Source organism: Oceanimonas pelagia (assembly GCF_030849025.1).
Taxonomy (GTDB): domain Bacteria; phylum Pseudomonadota; class Gammaproteobacteria; order Enterobacterales; family Aeromonadaceae; genus Oceanimonas; species Oceanimonas pelagia.
Genome location: NZ_CP118224.1, coordinates 471,430 through 487,253 on the forward strand (window position 1 = coordinate 471,430; position 15,824 = coordinate 487,253).

12 protein-coding genes are annotated in these 15,824 nt (G+C 63.8%); 8 read left to right on the forward strand and 4 right to left on the reverse strand.

Translation table 11 applies throughout. From position 1 onward, the window contains the following. Positions 1 to 235 precede the first annotated feature (235 nt). From PU634_RS02215 to PU634_RS02230, 4 genes are all read left to right on the forward strand, one after another. Positions 236 to 1,642 carry a cytochrome ubiquinol oxidase subunit I gene (locus PU634_RS02215; RefSeq protein ID WP_306762446.1) on the forward strand — a complete coding sequence of 469 codons (1,407 nt, stop codon included), beginning with the start codon at positions 236 to 238 and terminating at the stop codon, positions 1,640 to 1,642. A 1-nt stretch (position 1,643) separates the two neighbouring features. Next, positions 1,644 to 2,639 (forward strand): cytochrome d ubiquinol oxidase subunit II, encoded by a 996-nt coding sequence (locus PU634_RS02220; RefSeq protein WP_306762447.1) that lies wholly within the window; start codon positions 1,644 to 1,646, stop codon positions 2,637 to 2,639. A gap of 236 nt (positions 2,640 to 2,875) precedes the next feature. Further along, positions 2,876 to 5,515, forward strand: a complete 2,640-nt coding sequence (locus tag PU634_RS02225) for a GAF domain-containing protein (protein WP_306762448.1) — start codon at positions 2,876 to 2,878, stop codon at positions 5,513 to 5,515. Beyond that, the gene (locus PU634_RS02230) at positions 5,512 to 7,248 is read left to right on the forward strand and encodes an EAL domain-containing response regulator (RefSeq protein WP_306762449.1); all 1,737 of its coding nucleotides are present in this window, start codon (positions 5,512 to 5,514) and stop codon (positions 7,246 to 7,248) included. Before PU634_RS02225 ends, PU634_RS02230 begins: the two co-directional genes overlap by 4 nt. A 50-nt stretch (positions 7,249 to 7,298) precedes the next feature. Here the strand turns inward: PU634_RS02230 and PU634_RS02235 are convergent, their stop codons facing one another. Together PU634_RS02235 and PU634_RS02240 are read right to left on the reverse strand one after the other, a co-directional pair. Next, positions 7,299 to 8,783, reverse strand: a complete 1,485-nt coding sequence (locus PU634_RS02235; protein ID WP_306762450.1) for a Na+/H+ antiporter NhaC family protein — start codon at positions 8,781 to 8,783, stop codon at positions 7,299 to 7,301. Between the two features lie 62 nt (positions 8,784 to 8,845). Continuing rightward, a complete protein-coding gene (locus tag PU634_RS02240) occupies positions 8,846 to 10,261 on the reverse strand; it encodes a glutamine synthetase family protein (protein ID WP_306762451.1) in 1,416 nt (471 codons plus the stop codon). A gap of 190 nt (positions 10,262 to 10,451) precedes the next feature. Between PU634_RS02240 and puuD the strand changes: the two genes are divergently transcribed. The 4 genes from puuD to PU634_RS02260 are packed head-to-tail and all read left to right on the forward strand — an operon-like array spanning position 10,452 to position 14,566. After that, complete coding sequence (gene puuD / locus PU634_RS02245) at positions 10,452 to 11,216, forward strand: gamma-glutamyl-gamma-aminobutyrate hydrolase (RefSeq protein ID WP_306762452.1); 765 nt, start codon at positions 10,452 to 10,454, stop codon at positions 11,214 to 11,216. Beyond that, positions 11,213 to 11,773 (forward strand): HTH-type transcriptional regulator PuuR, encoded by a 561-nt coding sequence (gene puuR, locus PU634_RS02250; RefSeq protein ID WP_306762453.1) that lies wholly within the window; start codon positions 11,213 to 11,215, stop codon positions 11,771 to 11,773. The genes puuD and puuR overlap by 4 nt, the downstream gene beginning before the upstream one ends. A gap of 18 nt (positions 11,774 to 11,791) precedes the next feature. Then, on the forward strand, positions 11,792 to 13,276 hold the full coding sequence (gene puuC / locus PU634_RS02255; RefSeq protein ID WP_306762454.1) for an aldehyde dehydrogenase PuuC: 1,485 nt from the start codon (positions 11,792 to 11,794) through the stop codon (positions 13,274 to 13,276). A gap of 12 nt (positions 13,277 to 13,288) precedes the next feature. After that, a complete protein-coding gene (locus PU634_RS02260) occupies positions 13,289 to 14,566 on the forward strand; it encodes an NAD(P)/FAD-dependent oxidoreductase (protein ID WP_306763645.1) in 1,278 nt (425 codons plus the stop codon). A gap of 80 nt (positions 14,567 to 14,646) precedes the next feature. Here the strand turns inward: PU634_RS02260 and PU634_RS02265 are convergent, their stop codons facing one another. Both PU634_RS02265 and phhA read right to left on the reverse strand, forming a co-directional pair. Beyond that, a complete protein-coding gene (locus tag PU634_RS02265) occupies positions 14,647 to 14,988 on the reverse strand; it encodes a 4a-hydroxytetrahydrobiopterin dehydratase (RefSeq protein WP_306762455.1) in 342 nt (113 codons plus the stop codon). Between the two features lie 9 nt (positions 14,989 to 14,997). Further along, positions 14,998 to 15,792 carry a phenylalanine 4-monooxygenase gene (phhA, locus tag PU634_RS02270; protein WP_306762456.1) on the reverse strand — a complete coding sequence of 265 codons (795 nt, stop codon included), beginning with the start codon at positions 15,790 to 15,792 and terminating at the stop codon, positions 14,998 to 15,000. Positions 15,793 to 15,824: the final 32 nt, after the last annotated feature.

A 15,824-nucleotide genomic window follows, 5' to 3' on the forward strand; every position in this document is an offset into this window, starting at 1 on the left:
CTTGTTGTCGGTGAACACAAGTTTTTGCGTTTTTATTGATCCAGGGCAAGGCGGGGCGGGGTTTTCCAAAGGCTGGCACGCTTCATGCAAAACCAGCTCACCAGACTAACGAGTGAGCCATATAACAATGAACCTGATCACGCTGTTGATGGAATTTTCCGCCATCCTGGTTGTTCTGCTGATGGCAGGGCTGCCGGCCCTGGTACGTCGCCGGCTGGCCCGCTAAGGAGGAACCATGGAGCTTGATGCCGCCATTCTGTCGCGAATACAGTTCGCCTTTACCGTCAGTTTTCACATTATCTTTCCGGCCATGACCATCGGCCTGGCCACCGCCATTGCCATCTGGGAGGGGCTGTGGCTGAAAACCCGCAATCCGGTGTATTTTCAGCTGGCCAAGTTCTGGATCAAGCCCTTTGCCGTGACCTTCGGCATGGGGGTGGTGAGCGGCATCGTGCTGTCCTACGAGTTCGGCACCAACTTTTCCCGCTTTTCCGAGATCACCGGCGCCGTGCTCGGGCCCTTGATGGCCTACGAGGTACTGACCGCCTTTTTCCTGGAGGCGGGCTTTCTCGGGGTCATGCTGTTCGGCTGGCAGCGGGTGGGGGAGAAGCTGCACTTTTTCTCTACCTGTGTGGTGGCCCTGGGCACCTGGATTTCGGCGTTCTGGATCATCGTGGCCAACTCCTGGATGCAGACCCCGGCGGGCTATGCGCTGGTGGACGGCCGCTTCGAGGTGGCCAGCTGGATGGAGGTGATTTTCAACCCGTCCATGCCCTACCGGCTGACCCACATGCTGCTGGCGGCCATGCTCAGCGCCACCTTCCTGGTGGGCGGTGTCAGCGCCTGGTACCTGTACCAGGGCCGGGATCGCGCCTTTGGTCGCAAGGGCCTGTCCATGGCGCTGTGGGCGGCGCTGCTGCTGGCGCCGGTGCAGGCTATTGTCGGCGACTTTCACGGCCTGAACGTGAAGGAGCATCAGCCCATCAAGGTGGCGGCGATGGAGGGGATCTGGCCGGAAACCGAGCGCGGCGCGCCGCTGCTGCTGTTTGCGGTGCCCGACATGGAGGCCGAGACCAACCATTTCGAGATTGCCATTCCCAAGCTGGCGTCGCTGATCCTTACCCATGAGCCGGACGGTGAACTGCAGGGGCTGAAGTCGGTGCCTGCCGATGAACGCCCCTATGTGCCCCTGGTGTTTTATTCCTTCCGCATTATGGTGGGGCTGGGCGTGCTGATGATCGGCGCCGCCCTGTGGGGCCTGTGGCTGCGCAGAAAGAACGGCCGTTTTGAAAGCCGGCCGTTTCAGTGGCTGATGATGCTGATGATCCCGTCGGGCGTGATCTCCACCCTGGCCGGCTGGTACGTGGCCGAAGTGGGCCGCCAGCCCTGGCTGGTGCACGGCCTGGTGCGCACCATGGAGGTGGTGTCGCCGCTGCCGGCGGAGCGGGTGCTGTTTTCCCTCACCCTGTTTGTGCTGACCTACAGTTTGCTGTTCTGCGTCTACCTCTATTTCATGGCCAAGCTGGTGCGTAAGGGGCCGCCGGACATGGCGCGGCTTGAGCAGCACATGATTGGTATCAAGGCCCCCGGCTTTGCCCTGGCCTGGGTGAAGAAAATGCAACACGACGTGGTGGAGAACTGAAATGGATCTGGCACTGTTTTATTATTTGCTGCTGGGCTTTGCGGTACTGATGTACGTGGTGCTGGACGGCTTTGACCTCGGCCTCGGCATTCTCTACCCCTGGTTTCGCAGCGAGGGCGAGCGGGATCACATGATGCGCTCCATCTCTCATGTGTGGGACGGCAACGAAACCTGGCTGGTGTTTGGCGGTGTGGTGCTGTTCGCCGCCTTTCCCGCCGCCTACGCCGGCATACTGGCCACCCTGTATACGCCCATTATCATCATGCTGATCGGGCTGATATTCCGGGGCGTGGCCTTTGAATACCGCTTCAAGTCGCACCGCTCCAAGCCCTGGTGGGACAAATCGTTCTGGCTTGGCTCCACCGTGGCCACCTTTTGCCAGGGCGCCATTCTCGGCGCCGTAGTGCAGGGGGTAGACGCCGGCCCCGGCGAGCTGGGGGCCCTGGCCTGGCTCAGCCCGTTCAGCATTTTTACCGGTTTTGCGCTGATGGTGGCCTATGCCCTGCTGGCCTGCTGCTACCTGGTCTTGAAAAGCCGGGAGCAGATGCTGGCCCGGGCCGCCCACCTCGGTCGCCGGCTGGTGCTGGCCATCATGGCCATTCTGCTGGTGCTGAGCCTGTGGATGGTGCTGGCCAACGAGGAAGTCAGCAGCCGCTGGTTTGACGGTCTCAACCTGCTGTGGCTGTCGCCGCTGCCGCTGGCGAGCGTGCTGCTGGGCTTCCTGCTGTACCGGGATCTGGATGGCGAGCCCCACGAGACCCGGCCCTTCTGGCTGGCCTGCGGCCTGTTCGTGCTGGGCTTTGGCGGTCTGGTGGTGAGCCTGTTCCCCTATCTGATCCCGCACCGGCTGACCCTGTGGCAGGCCAGCGCACCGGACTCCAGCCTGACCTTCCTGCTGCCGGGTATCGCCATCTTCCTGCCGCTGATCTGCGCCTATACCCTGTGGGGCTACCGCATTTTCTCCGGCAAGGTGGAAGACTTTGAGGAAGGCTACTGATGGCCGGTAAACGGGGCTGGCTGTGGTTTGCCGGCCTTTATCTGGCCGGAGTGGGCCTGATCACCCTGGTGGGCATGGCCCTGAGGTGGCTGCTGGGCATGTAAACCCGGACCGGACTCCACATAAAGCGACCCGCATGGGTCGTTTTTGTGTTGGGGGCGCGTTAGTATGCTCGGGCAACCCGAGATGACGAATACCTATTGCCACCAGAGACGCCTCGACACGGAACGTTGATCATGACCCACGCCGCCCCCTTGCCCTGCAACGAACCCGCCCGCCTGGCCTGCCTGCACCAGCTGCAACTGCTCGACACGCCGGCAGACCCGGAATTCGATCAACTGGTGGAGCTGGCCTGCCTGCTGCTCGATACCCCCATGGGGGTGGTATCGCTGGTGGACGAACACCGCCAGTGGTTTCGTGGCCGGCGCGGGCTGGCGGTGCAGGAAACCCCGCGGGACATCGCCTTTTGCAGCTGGGTGGTGGCCGACGGGGCGCCGTTGATCGTACCGGACGCCAGCCAGGATCCGCGTTTTGCCGGCAATCCTCTGGTCACCGGCGAACCCGGGCTGCGGTTTTATGCCGGGTTTCCCCTTTATCTGGAATCCGGCCTGGTGCTGGGGGTGCTGGCGGTGCTGGACACGCAGGCCCGCACCCTGAGCGAAGAAGAACGGCGTCGGCTGGGCCTGCTGGCCGAGCAGGCCCGGGCCCTGCTGCGGCTGCGCTGGAAGCGGCAACAGCTGAATGAGCAGGGCCACCTGAGCGACAGCCGGCTGGCCCGCTATGAGGCCATTACGCAAGGGGCCGCCGCCGGCATCGTCCGCATTGATGGCCGGGGCCGGATTCGGGAGATCAACGACTACGCTCTCAAGCTGCTCGGTTACGGGCGGGAAGAGCTGCTGGGGCAGAATGTCAGCCGGCTGATGCCGGCCCAGTGGGCGGAGCATCACGATCAGTATATTCGCAGCTATCTTGACGGCGGTGAGGCCAGGGTCATTGGCAAGGGGCGAAGAGTGGCGGCCCTGCACAGGAACGGTCAGCAGGTGCCGGTGCACCTGGCGGTGGGTCAGGTGCGCCAGGACGATCAGCATGACAACGCCGAGTTTATCGGCATTCTTACCGACCTCAGCGAAACGCATCAGGCCGAGCTGCGGGAGCGGGAGGCGGCCCGCCAGCTGGAGCGTCAGCAGCGGCTGCTGAGCGTGCTGCACAAGGGTCTGACCGACTACCATGCGCTCATGTCCGGCAACCAGTTGTGGGGCTTTTTGCAGGAGGCGCTGCGGGAGCTCACCGGCAGCGACTATTCCCTGATCGGCGAGGTGCTGCCCGTTGAAAGCGGGCCGGCGTTGAAGGTGCATGCCATCACCGACCTGTCCTGGAGCGAGGAGTCGCGCCAGCTGATGCTCAAACTGCAGGCCGGGGAGATGCTGCTCACCAACCCGGCCAGCATGCTGGGCCGGGTGTTCGCCGGCGGCCAGACCGTGCTCAGTAACGACATGGCCGGAGATGCCCGCCGCGGTGGCTTTCCACCCGGCCATCCGCCGCTGCACAATTTTCTGGGGGTTCCCATTATCGATGACGGCGAGGTGATCGGCATGTTCGCCATCGCCAATGGTCGCGAGGACTACAGTCAGGCGCTGGTGGCCTGGCTGGAGCCCTTTACCTCCACCTGCGCCCTGCTGATCAACCTCTATCGCCAGTTGCGCGAGCGGGAGGCGGTCACCGAGCAGTTGCGGCAGGCCCGGGATGAGTCTGAGCGTGCCAGCCGGGCCAAAACCGAGTTTCTGTCGTCCATGAGCCATGAGCTGCGCACGCCCCTTAACGCCATCATGGGCTTTGCCCAGCTGCTGCAGAACAACCAGCGCACCCCCCTGGGCGAGCGCCAGTTGCGTCAGGTGGAGCAGATTTACAAAAGCGGCAGCCACCTGCTCAAGTTGATCAACGAGGTGCTGGATCTGGCACGCATCGAGGCCGGTCGCATCGACATGTCGTTCGAGGCCATCGATGTGACCGACGTGGTGCGCGAGGCCTGTGACATTCTCTCCCCCATGGCCCAGCAACAGGGCATTCAGCTGTTGGTGCAGGTGGGGCGCTGCGGCACCGTCACCGCCGATTACACCCGGCTCAAGCAGGTGCTGATCAACCTGATTTCCAACGCCATCAAGTACAACCGGCCCGATGGCCAGGTCAACATTGCCTGCCGTCGCGACGGTGAGCGCCTGCGCATTGCGGTGCGGGACACCGGAGCCGGCATTGCTCCCGAGCACCTCGATCAGTTGTTTCAGCCTTTTAACCGCCTGGGAGCCGAGAACGGCGTCATTGAGGGGACCGGCGTGGGGCTGGCGCTGACCAAAAGCATTGTCGAGCAGATGCAGGGAGAGATCGGTGTCAACAACCACCCCGGTGATGGCTGTGAGTTCTGGTTCTGCCTGCCCCTGGCCGAGCCGGCATCAACGGCGGCCCTGCCGGAAGCTCTGCCGTCGCGGGAGCCGGTTGCCGGAGCTGGCAAAACCGTGCTTTACGTGGAAGACAATCCGGCCAACCAGCGCTTGCTGAACGATCTGTTCGATGACCTCGACGGCATCGAGCTGGCCTGTGTGCACTCGGCGGAGCTGGCCTTTGAAATGGCCTGCGCCAGCCCGCCGGATCTGATCCTGATGGACATCAACCTGCCCGGCATGAACGGAATCGAGGCGACCCGCCTGCTGGGGCGGCATCCGCGCACGCGCCATGTGCCGGTGGTGGCGCTGTCGGCCAATGCCATGCCGGAAGAGGTGCGCCAGGCCCGCAGGGCCGGCTTTCGGGACTACCTGACCAAGCCGGTGGACATTCCCCGGCTGCTGGCGCTGCTCGGTGAGCTGACCGGAGACGCGTCATGACCGTGCCCACTCACGCCGACGCCCACATTCTGGTGCTCGACGACAATCCGGTGAACGTGGAGCTGCTGCTCTGTCTGCTGGAAGACGAGGGCTACCGCCATGTGCATGGAGAAACCGACCCGCGCCGGCTGCCGCAGATCATGAAGGCCCAGCGGGTGGACCTGTTGCTGCTGGATATTCGCATGCCGCACCTGGACGGCTACCGGGTGCTGGAATGGCTGCATGCCGAGTGGGGCGAGCAGGCACCGCCGGTGATTGTGCTCAGTGCCCAGACCGATGCCGACACCCGGCTGCGGGCCCTGGGCCTGGGGGCCCGGGACTTTCTCAACAAACCCTTTGACCAGCTGGAAGTGCTGCAGCGCATTCGCAACACCCTGGAGGCCCACTTTCTGTTGCGCGAGCGCAGCGTGCGCGCCGCCTGGCTGGAAGACGAGGTGCGCCAGCGTACCAGCGAGCTGCAGCAACAGGCGATCAGTGATCCGGTTACCGGCCGGCTTAACCGGCGTGGCCTGCTGGAGCAGTTGCAGGGGCACACCGGGCGCGGCGTGGTGGTGTATTTTGTTGCCCTCGACGGCCTGGAAGACATTGCCCGGCTGCATGGCCTGCGGGTGGCCGAAACCCTGAGCCGCACCCTGAGTGAACGCCTGCAGTCGTTGCTGCATGAGCAATCGTGCGTGTTTGGTGCCTGGAGCAACAGCGAGTGGCTGGTACTGGACTTCGGCACGCCGCAGACGGACGGGCTGGCCTGCCGGGCCGATGCCCTGCTGCACAGCCTGGCTCAGGGCATTGAGGTGGAACGGCTGCTGCTGCACCTGGATTGCCGGGTCGGCATCAGCCACAGCGCCCAGGCCCACGACAGCGCCGAGCACCTGATTCGGCAGGCGGCCATGGCGTTGCCGCCCAAGGCCGGCACATGGCGCTGCTTTGAACCGGCCCTGGAGCAGCGGTTGCTGACCCTCAGCCATTACCGTCAGGCCCTGCGCACCGCCGCCGAGCAGCATCAGCTGTTTCTGGTGTATCAGCCCAAGATGGAGCTGAGCGGCGAGCGGGTGGTGGGGGCCGAGGCCCTGTTGCGCTGGGTCAGCCCCGAGTTCGGCTTTGTATCGCCGGCGGATTTTATTCCCATTGCCGAAAGCAGCGGCGATATTCTGCGCCTGGGAAGCTGGGTGATCGACACCGCCATAGACCAGCTGGAGCAATGGCTGGCGCAGGGGGCCGTGCCCCCGGACTTTCGCGTGGCGGTGAACGTGGCGGCGCTGCAGCTGATGCAGCCGGGCTTTGCCGATGGCCTGATCACTCGCCTGGCCCACAGCCGGTTACCACCGGGCGCGCTGGAAATCGAGGTGACCGAGTCGGGGTTGATGCAAAACATGGAGCTGGCGCTGGTGCAGCTCAACCAGCTGGCGGCGGCGGGCATCGGCATTGCCATTGACGACTTCGGCACCGGCTATTCGTCGTTGGCCTACCTCAAGACCATGCCGGTGTCGGTGCTCAAGATAGACAAGGCCTTTGTGGAGCGAATGGACGCCGACGAGCAGGACCGGGGCCTGGCCCAGGCGGTGATCCACATGGCCCGCATACTGGGCTGCGAAACCGTGGCCGAGGGAGTGGAGCGCCCCGAACAGGTGGCGCTGCTCAGGACCATGGGCTGTAACCTGGTACAGGGCTACTGGTATTCGCCGCCCCTTAACCCCGAGGCCTTCGTGGAGTATTGCCAAAGCCAGAACGGCTAAGGGCCTGCCAGGCAGGCCCTTAAGGTACATTGTCGTTTCAACGTTTCCCGTTACATCATCCAGAAGCCCGCGGCCAGCAGGGCGGCCAGGGTAAGGACACCGCCGATCAGCGCATAGGGCAGCTGGGTCAGGGCGTGATCCATGGTGTCGCAGCCGGCGCCCTGGGCCGACAGTACGGTGGAGTCGCTGAAGAAGCAGGCGTGGCTGCCAAAGGCCGAGGCCGACAGCAGGGCACCCACCACCAGCGGCATGGGCACGTTCATGGCCTGGCCCAGGGGCACGACGATGGGCAGGGAAATCACGAACACGCCCCAGCTCGAGGCGGTGCTGAACACCACCGCGGCCATCACCAGAAACACCACAGCGGGCAACAGCGCCGGCGTCAGCAGCGGGGTGACGGTGTCGATGATGTAGCGGGTCATGCCCAGCTGATCGTTCACTTCCTTCAGAATAAAGCCGGCACAGACGGTGGCGAGCGGATACAGCATCACCTTGAAGCCGTCGAGGGTGGCGTCCACCTGTTGCTGGAACGACAGCAGCCGCTGCACCGAATACAGCACCATGGTCGCACCCAGGGCCACCAGCACGCCCTTCAGCAGATCGATGTCGTAATACACGCTGGCCAGCACCAGCACCGCCATGGGCAGCAGAAAGTTGGTCAGTCCCAGCCAGCCGGGCACACTGCGCTCGGGGGCGGGTGTTGCCTCGTCCTGCCAGCCCTCGGGCACCGGCTGACCGGCCTGCGCCCGGGCCTCGGCCTTTTTCATGGCGCCCAGGTCCGGCAGTTTGCGCGCCGCCACCAGCGCCACCACCAGCAGCGCGGCCCAGCCGTACAGCATCCAGGGAATGCTGGCTACGTAGAGCGACATGCCCTGGCCGCTTTCGGCCGCGCCCGAGTCTTCCAGCAATGAAGCGAAAAACACCGCCCAGGTGGATACCGGCACCAGAATGCAGATGGGAGCGGCGGTGGAGTCGACGATGTAGGCCAGCTTTTCCCGGGAGATGCGAAAGCGGTCGGTGATGCTTTTCATCGACGACGACACCGCCAGCGAATTGAGGTAGTCGTCGATAAACACCACCAGCCCCAGGCCCACCGTGCCCACCATGGCGCTTCTGGGCGACTTGATAAGCCGGGTCATCACGGCGCCAAAGCTGTGTACGCCACCACCCCGCGCCAGCAGGTTAATCAGCCCGCCCATCATGCCGCACACCAGGATCAGCCAGGCGATGGTTTCATCCATCATCACCGCCAGGGTCACGTCCGCCAGCGGGCTCACCAGGTTGGCCGGGTCGAGCAGCAGCAGGCCGAGCAGGCTGCCCGCCAGCAAGGATTCCACGGTTTTGCGGGTGAGCACCGCCATGGTGATCACCAGCGCCGCCGGCAGCAGGCTGAGCGCACCGTAGTCGCTGCCGGGCTCGTGGGTAAAGCCGAGCCAGGCAAAGGCCAGACCGGCTATCACGGCCACCGCCAGGCCACGCCAGAGCGGTGGCCATTTGACACTGGGACTGAGGGCAAGGGTATTGGGTTGTTCCATCATCATCTTCCTTTTTGGTCGAGGGGGACGCCTGCCGGCGCTCTTTTACCTGGTTGGTGAAATCAGGCGTTTTTCAGCATCCATTCCAGTTCGATATCGGTGATGCGCTTTTCAAATTCGAGCAGCTCATCCTGCTTGCAGATGCGGTATACCTCGATGAATTTGTCACCCAGGTAGCGCTTGAGCGGGGTGGCCCCTTGCAGCCGGGCCAGGGCGTCGCTCTGGCGGGTGGGCAGGGGCAGGCCTTCCTGCTCCAGGCCGTTGCCCACCACCGGCTCCGGCAGCGGCAGTGTGTTGTCGAGGCCGTGCAGCAGGCCGGCCAGTATGGTAGCCACCACCAGATAGGGGTTGGCGTCGGCGCCGGGCACCCGGTACTCGATGCGGCGGGCCTCGTCGTCGCCGGCGGGAATGCGCAGGGCCACGGTGCGGTTGTTGTGACCCCAGGACGCCTGCACCGGCACATACATGCCCGGCTGAAAGCGGCGAAAGGCGTTCATGTTGGGGGCCAGCAGCGCCATGCTGTCGGGCATCAGATCCAGCATGCCGGCCAGCGCCTGCCTGAGCAGCGGCGAGTCCTCGCCCTCGGCATCGGCAAACAGGTTGTTGCCCTGTTCGTCGGTGACGCTGATGTGCACGTGCAGGCCGCTGCCCGGATGTTCCTCGTAGGGCTTGGCCATAAAGGTGGCGTCCATCTCGTATTGCTCGGCCACCAGCTTGATCAGCCGCTTCAGCGCCAGCGCCTGATCACAGGCGGCCAGCACGTCGCTGCCGTGGTGCATGTTGATCTCGAACTGGCCCGGCGCGGCCTCGGCCACGGCGCCGTCGGCGGGCAGCCCCTGCAGGGCGGCGATATTGTCGATATCGGCGAGGATCTCCGCAAAATTGTTGAGGTTGTCCACGGAATAGACCTGGCTGTAGGTGTCCCGTTTCTGGGTCAGCGGCGAGCAGGGAGGCTGCAGCCGGCCCTGCTCGTCCCTGTCTCTGTCCACCAGATAGAACTCCAGCTCCAGGGCGATCACCGGGGTCAGGCCCCGGGCCTTCACCTGTTTCCACACCCGTTCCAGCACGTTGCGCGGTTCCAGGGCAAAGGGCTGCTCGTGTTCATCCACCATGGTCAGCAGCAACTGGGCCACCGCCTCCGCATCCGAGGCCGAGGGCACCAGGGTGCCGGCAATGGGGTAGCAGGGCAGGTCGGGCTCGCCGATGTCCTGGCCGATGCCGGTTTCCTCCACCACATTGCCGCGAAAATCCATGGCAAACACGGAAGCGGGAAAGAAACAGCCGTTTTCCAGCTTGTCGAGGGCGCTCACCGGCAGCCGCTTGCCGCGAAAAATGCCATTGAGGTCGGTCAACAGCACATCGACGTACTGGGTTTCGGGGTAGCGGGCAAGGTAGGCGGCCACCTCCTGTTCAAAGGGAGTAGAAGCGGGCTCGCTGGCCGAAGAAGGAAGAGTCGTTACCGCTGTGTTCGCTTGCATGATTTCACCACCATGTGACCGTTAAATATAATTTACGCTGATAACTTAGGTGTGTTTATTTTGTTTTGCAAGTGTTAAAAAATATTGAGCTTTGAAAACGCCGGTGCTAGGGTTTTGGTTATATTTTTTACGGATGTCCCGCCATCGGGGCAGAGTGTTCAAAATTTAGAGCGGTTTAAGGTGCATGAATATGGTTCATATATTTAACAAGCCCTGGGTGGGGGTGATCCTGTGCCGGCAGCAACTGGGACCGCATCCGGGACTGGTCGTACAACAGAAATACCTGGATGCCATCGTGGCGGCCGGGGCGGTGCCGGTGCCTCTGGTGCACCAGCTGGGCGAGGATGAACAGGCCCTGGCGGCCATGCTGGCGCGGCTTGACGGCATTGTGCTCACCGGCAGTTACAGCAACATGGAGCCGCACCATTACGGCGAGACCGGTGAAGAACCCCATACCGACGCCGGCCGGGATCGGCTCAGCCTGCAGCTGATCGCCGCCGCGCAAACCATGAAACTGCCGTTGTTTGGCATTTGCCGCGGTTTTCAGGAGATGGTGGTGGCCAGCGGCGGCCGTCTGCACCGGCGCCTGCACGAGACCGGGCTGTTTGCCGAGCACAGGGAAAACAAGGAATTGCCCCTTGAAATGCAATACGCCCCGGCCCACGACATTCAGCCGGTGGCGGGGGGCCTGCTGGCGCAGCTGGCGGGCGAGGGCGTGCAGCAGGTCAATTCATTGCATATGCAGGGAGTGAAGGCACTGGGACCGGGCGTGCGGATGGAGGCCACCGCCCCCGACGGCCTGGTGGAAGCCATCAGCCTGCCGGACCATCCCTTTGCCCTGGGGGTGCAGTGGCACCCGGAATGGCACAGCCGTGACAACGCTCTGTCCCGGGCGCTGTTCGACGGCTTGGTGGCCGCCTGCCGGGATCATGCCCGGGCACGGGAGGCGGTATGAGCACCCATGGCGAGCTGGCGCCGGGCAGCCGGCTGGCGGACATTCGCCGGCGGCTGGGGCTCAGCCAGCGCCGGGTGGCCGAGCTGTCGGGGCTGACCCACGGCGCCATCTGCACCATAGAGCAGGACAAGGTGAGCCCGGCGGTGAGCAGCCTGCAAAAGCTGCTCAAGGTGTACGACATGTCGCTGTCGGAGTTTTTTGCCGAGCCCAAGGCCCCCGTGCGCAACAAGGTGGTGGTGAACGAAAACGAACTGGTGGAAATCGGCAGCCGGGGGGTGTCGTTCAGACTGGTGCACAACGGCAACCGTCAGCGGGCGCTGGGCTTTCTGATCGAGTGCTATGCCCCGGGCACCAGCACCGGCGGCCACCTCAAGCATCAGGGCGAAGAGGTGGGCACCGTGCTGGAAGGGGAAATCGAGCTGACGGTGGACGGTGAACATTACCGGCTCACGGCGGGTCAAAGCTATGTCATCGACACCGGGCTGCCCCATACCTTTACCAATACATCGGACCGGGAGTGCCGCATTATCAGCGCCCATACCCCGGCCAACCTGTAATCAAGGCGGAGACACATAATGGAGTTCAGGAACCAGGCCTACTGGCAGGCCAAAGCGGACACACTGCAACCCGAGAGCCGGCTGTTTATTGAAGGGGAATACCGCGAGGCGGTGGCGGGCGAGCGCTTTGCGGTGATCAACCCCGCCACCGATACTACCCTGGCCGAAGTCAGCCGGGCCCGGGAAGCGGATGTGAACATGGCGGTGGTCGCCGCCCGGGCCAGTTTCGAGGCCGGCGTCTGGTCACAAAAGGCCCCCGCCGAGCGCAAGGCGGTGCTGCTCAGGCTGGCGGCGCTGATGGAGCGGCACGCCGAAGAGCTGGCGCTGCTGGAAACCCTGGATACCGGCAAGCCCATTCGCCACAGCCTGCGGGACGACATCCCCGGCGCGGTGCGCTGCCTGCGCTGGTATGCCGAGGCGGTGGACAAGATTTACGGTGAAATCGCCCCCACCGGCCCCGACGCCCTGGCGCTGGTCAGCCGCGAGCCCATCGGCGTGGTGGCGGCCATCGTGCCCTGGAACTTTCCGCTGCTGCTGGCCTGCTGGAAGCTGGGCCCGGCGCTGGCCGCCGGCAACTCGGTGATTTTGAAGCCCTCGGAAAAATCGCCGCTGACCGCCATTCGCCTGGCGGCGCTGGCCAGGGAAGCGGGCCTGCCCGATGGCGTGCTCAACGTGCTGCCCGGTTTCGGCCACGAAGCGGGCAAGGCCCTGGCCCTGCACGAGGATGTGGACTGCCTGACCTTTACCGGCTCCACCGGGGTGGGACGGCTGCTGATGGAATACGCCGGCCGCTCCAACATGAAGCGGGTGTGGCTGGAGGCCGGTGGCAAGAGCGCCAATATCGTGTTTGCCGACTGCCCGGATCTGGCCAAGGCCGCCCGGGCGTCCGCCGCCGGCATTTTCTACAACCAGGGCCAGGTGTGCATCGCCGGCACCCGGCTGCTGGTGGAAAGCAGCATCAGGGACGAGTTCATGGCCGAGCTGAAAAAGGCCGCCGAGCACTTCAGGCCAAAGGATCCGCTGGATCCGTCGTCCACCATGGGCACCCTGATCGACAGCGATCATCACGGCAGCGTGTGCCGCTACATTGCCGAAGGTCTGGAAGAAGGCGCCGTGCTGGGCCTGGACGGCCGGGATCAGGCGGGCAACTTTATCGGGCCCACCGTGCTGGAACAGGTCAACCCGCATATGGCGGTGGCCCGGGAAGAGATCTTCGGCCCGGTGCTGGCGGTGACCACCTTTGAACGGGAAGAAGAGGCTGTGCAACTGGCCAACGACAGCCAGTACGGTCTGGGCGCCGGGCTGTGGACCTCGGATCTGCGCCGGGCTCACCGGCTGGCGCGGCAACTCAAGGCCGGCTCCGTGTTTATCAACAATTACAACGACGGCGACATGACGGTGCCCTTTGGCGGCGTCAAGCAAAGCGGCAACGGCCGCGACAAGTCACTGCACGCCTTTGACAAGTTTACCGAACTCAAGACCACCTGGCTGGCACTGGATTAAGGGAGCATTCACATCATGGAACACGTCAACAGCTACTATGCGGCCACCGCCAACGAGCACGCGCCCTGGCCGCAACTGACCGAAAACATTCAGTGCGATGTGTGCGTGGTGGGGGGCGGTTACACCGGCCTCTCTACCGCGCTGTTTCTGACCGAGGCGGGCTTTGATGTGGTGCTGCTGGAGGCCGGCCGCATCGGCTTTGGCGCCAGCGGTCGCAACGGCGGCCAGATCGTCAACTCCTACAGCCGGGACATAGACGTCATCGAATCCCGCTACGGCGCCGATACCGCCCGCATGCTGGGCAGCATGATGTTTGAAGGCGGCGACATCATTCGCGAACGCATTGAGCAATACGATATCAAGTGCGACTTCAGGCCCGGCGGCATTTTCGCGGCGCTCAACCGCCGCCAGCTGCACGAGCTGGAAAGTCAGAAGGGCAACTGGGAGCGCTACGGCCATGATGGCCTGGAGCTGCTGGATGCCGAGGCGGTGGCCCGGGAGATCGACACGGATCGTTATGTAGGCGCCCTGCTGGATCATCGCGGCGGTCATATTCACCCCCTCAATCTGGCACTGGGCGAGGCCGAGGCCATCCGCAAGCTGGGCGGTCGCATCTTTGAACAGTCGGCGGTCACCGGCCTGACGTACGGTGACCCGGCTCAGGCCAAAACCGACAAAGGCAGCGTCAGCGCCCGGTTTGTGGTGCTGGCGGGCAATGCCTATCTCGGCAACCTGGAGCCCAAGCTGTCGGCCAAGGCCATGCCCTGCGGCACTCAAATCGTCACTACCGAGCCGCTGAGTGACGAGCAGATCCGGCGGCTGATCCCCAACGGCTACTGTGTGGAAGACTGCAACTATCTGCTGGATTACTACCGGCTCACCGGCGACAACCGGCTGCTCTATGGTGGCGGCGTGGTCTATGGCGCCCGGGATCCGGACGACATCGACCGCCTGGTGTTGCCCAAACTGCTGAAAACCTTTCCGCAGCTGGAAGGGGTGAAGGTGGATTACCGCTGGACCGGCAACTTTCTGCTGACCCTGTCGCGCCTGCCCCAGTTCGGCCGGCTTGAGCCCAACGTGTATTACATGCAGGGTTACAGCGGTCACGGCGTGACCTGTACCCACCTGGCGGGCCGGCTGCTGTCGGAAGTGCTCAAGGGCCAGGCCGAGCGCTTTGACGCCTTTGCCCGCCTGCCGCACCTGCCGTTTTTCGGCGGCCGCCGCTTTCAGGTGCCGTTCAGCGCCATGGGCGCCGTCTACTACAGCCTGCGCGACAAGCTGGGGGTTTAAGCCGAATGTGAGGGGGAAGGGGGAGGAGAAAGATACTCCTCACCCCTCACGTTTTTCCTCTTACGTTTTACGTCTCCGCGTCATTCGTCCAGCAACTGGTCCGTGCGCGCCGCCATAATAAAGTCGTTGCGGTGCAGGCCACCGATGGCGTGGGTCCACCAGGTGACGGTGACCTTGCCCCATTCCAGCAAAATGGCCGGGTGGTGAAACTCGCTTTCGGCCAGTTCTGCAACCTTGTCGGCAAAGGCCCAGGCCAGCCTGAAGTTCTTGAACCTGAATTCCCGCTCCAGCTGCAGCACGCCGTCCCGGACCTGAGGGGTCCAGTCGGGGATCTGGGTCATCAGCTCGGCCAGCTCGGCATCGCTGACTCGGGGGGCATCGGCCCGGCAGGCCTCGCATTGTTGTTGGGCCAGTTGGCTCATGAATTCTCCTTAAACGGCGGTTTGTTTGGGTGGAAAGGTGGGGGCGAACAGCCCAAGCCGCTGGGCCCGGCGCACCTCGGCCATAATGTCCATGTCGGCGATGGCAAACAGATCGTCCAGGCTGTCCAGCACATAATAGATGGGCTGCATGATATCGATACGATAGGGCGTGCGCAGCACATCCAGCAGGTTAAAGGGGCGAAATTCGGGCTTATCCGATTCAAAGGCGTATTGGGTTTCACCCGGCGACGACAGTATGCCGCCGCCGTAAATGCGCCGCCCTTCCGGCGTGTTAAGCAGGCCGAACTCCACGGTAAACCAGTACAGCCGGGCCAGAAAACCGCGTTCTCTGGGGGTGGCGTCGCGGCCGAGTTGCCCATAGGTGTGGGTAAAGCGGGCAAAGGCCGGGTGGGTGAGCATGGCGCAGTGACCGAACAGTTCGTGAAAGATGTCCGGCTCCTGCAGGTAGTCGAGATCTTCCCGCCGGCGAATAAAGGTGGCCACCGGAAACTGCCGGCCGGCCAGCAGCGCGAAGAAGCGATCAAAGGAGATCAGTGCCGGCACCCGGGCCACGCGCCAGCCGGTGACGGGCTGCAAGACCCGGTTGATGTCGTCGAGTTGAGGAATACGGTCATGGGGCAGGTTCAGCCGCGCCAGCCCTGTCAGGTATTCGTGACAGGCGCGGTGCTGCACGCAGCCGAGCTGGCGGGTAATGAGTGTGTGCCAGATGGCGTGTTCTTCCTCGGTGTAGTGAATGGTGCCATCGGGCCCGGGGGGGCGGGCCACATAGGGAGAGGCGGTCATTACAGTGCCCTTCGTCAGTGTCTGTTGTCTTT

Bases quoted from the DNA above. Each gene is read 5' to 3' on its own strand.
- PU634_RS02215 (WP_306762446.1), top strand. From the start codon at position 236: ATGGAGCTTGATGCCGCCATTCTGTCGCGAATACAGTTCGCCTTTACC.
- PU634_RS02220 (WP_306762447.1), top strand. From the start codon at position 1,644: ATGGATCTGGCACTGTTTTATTATTTGCTGCTGGGCTTTGCGGTACTG.
- PU634_RS02225 (WP_306762448.1), top strand. From the start codon at position 2,876: ATGACCCACGCCGCCCCCTTGCCCTGCAACGAACCCGCCCGCCTGGCC.
- PU634_RS02230 (WP_306762449.1), top strand. From the start codon at position 5,512: ATGACCGTGCCCACTCACGCCGACGCCCACATTCTGGTGCTCGACGAC.
- PU634_RS02235 (WP_306762450.1), bottom strand. From the start codon at position 8,783: ATGGAACAACCCAATACCCTTGCCCTCAGTCCCAGTGTCAAATGGCCA.
- PU634_RS02240 (WP_306762451.1), bottom strand. From the start codon at position 10,261: ATGCAAGCGAACACAGCGGTAACGACTCTTCCTTCTTCGGCCAGCGAG.
- puuD (WP_306762452.1), top strand. From the start codon at position 10,452: ATGGTTCATATATTTAACAAGCCCTGGGTGGGGGTGATCCTGTGCCGG.
- puuR (WP_306762453.1), top strand. From the start codon at position 11,213: ATGAGCACCCATGGCGAGCTGGCGCCGGGCAGCCGGCTGGCGGACATT.
- puuC (WP_306762454.1), top strand. From the start codon at position 11,792: ATGGAGTTCAGGAACCAGGCCTACTGGCAGGCCAAAGCGGACACACTG.
- PU634_RS02265 (WP_306762455.1), bottom strand. From the start codon at position 14,988: ATGAGCCAACTGGCCCAACAACAATGCGAGGCCTGCCGGGCCGATGCC.
- phhA (WP_306762456.1), bottom strand. From the start codon at position 15,792: ATGACCGCCTCTCCCTATGTGGCCCGCCCCCCCGGGCCCGATGGCACC.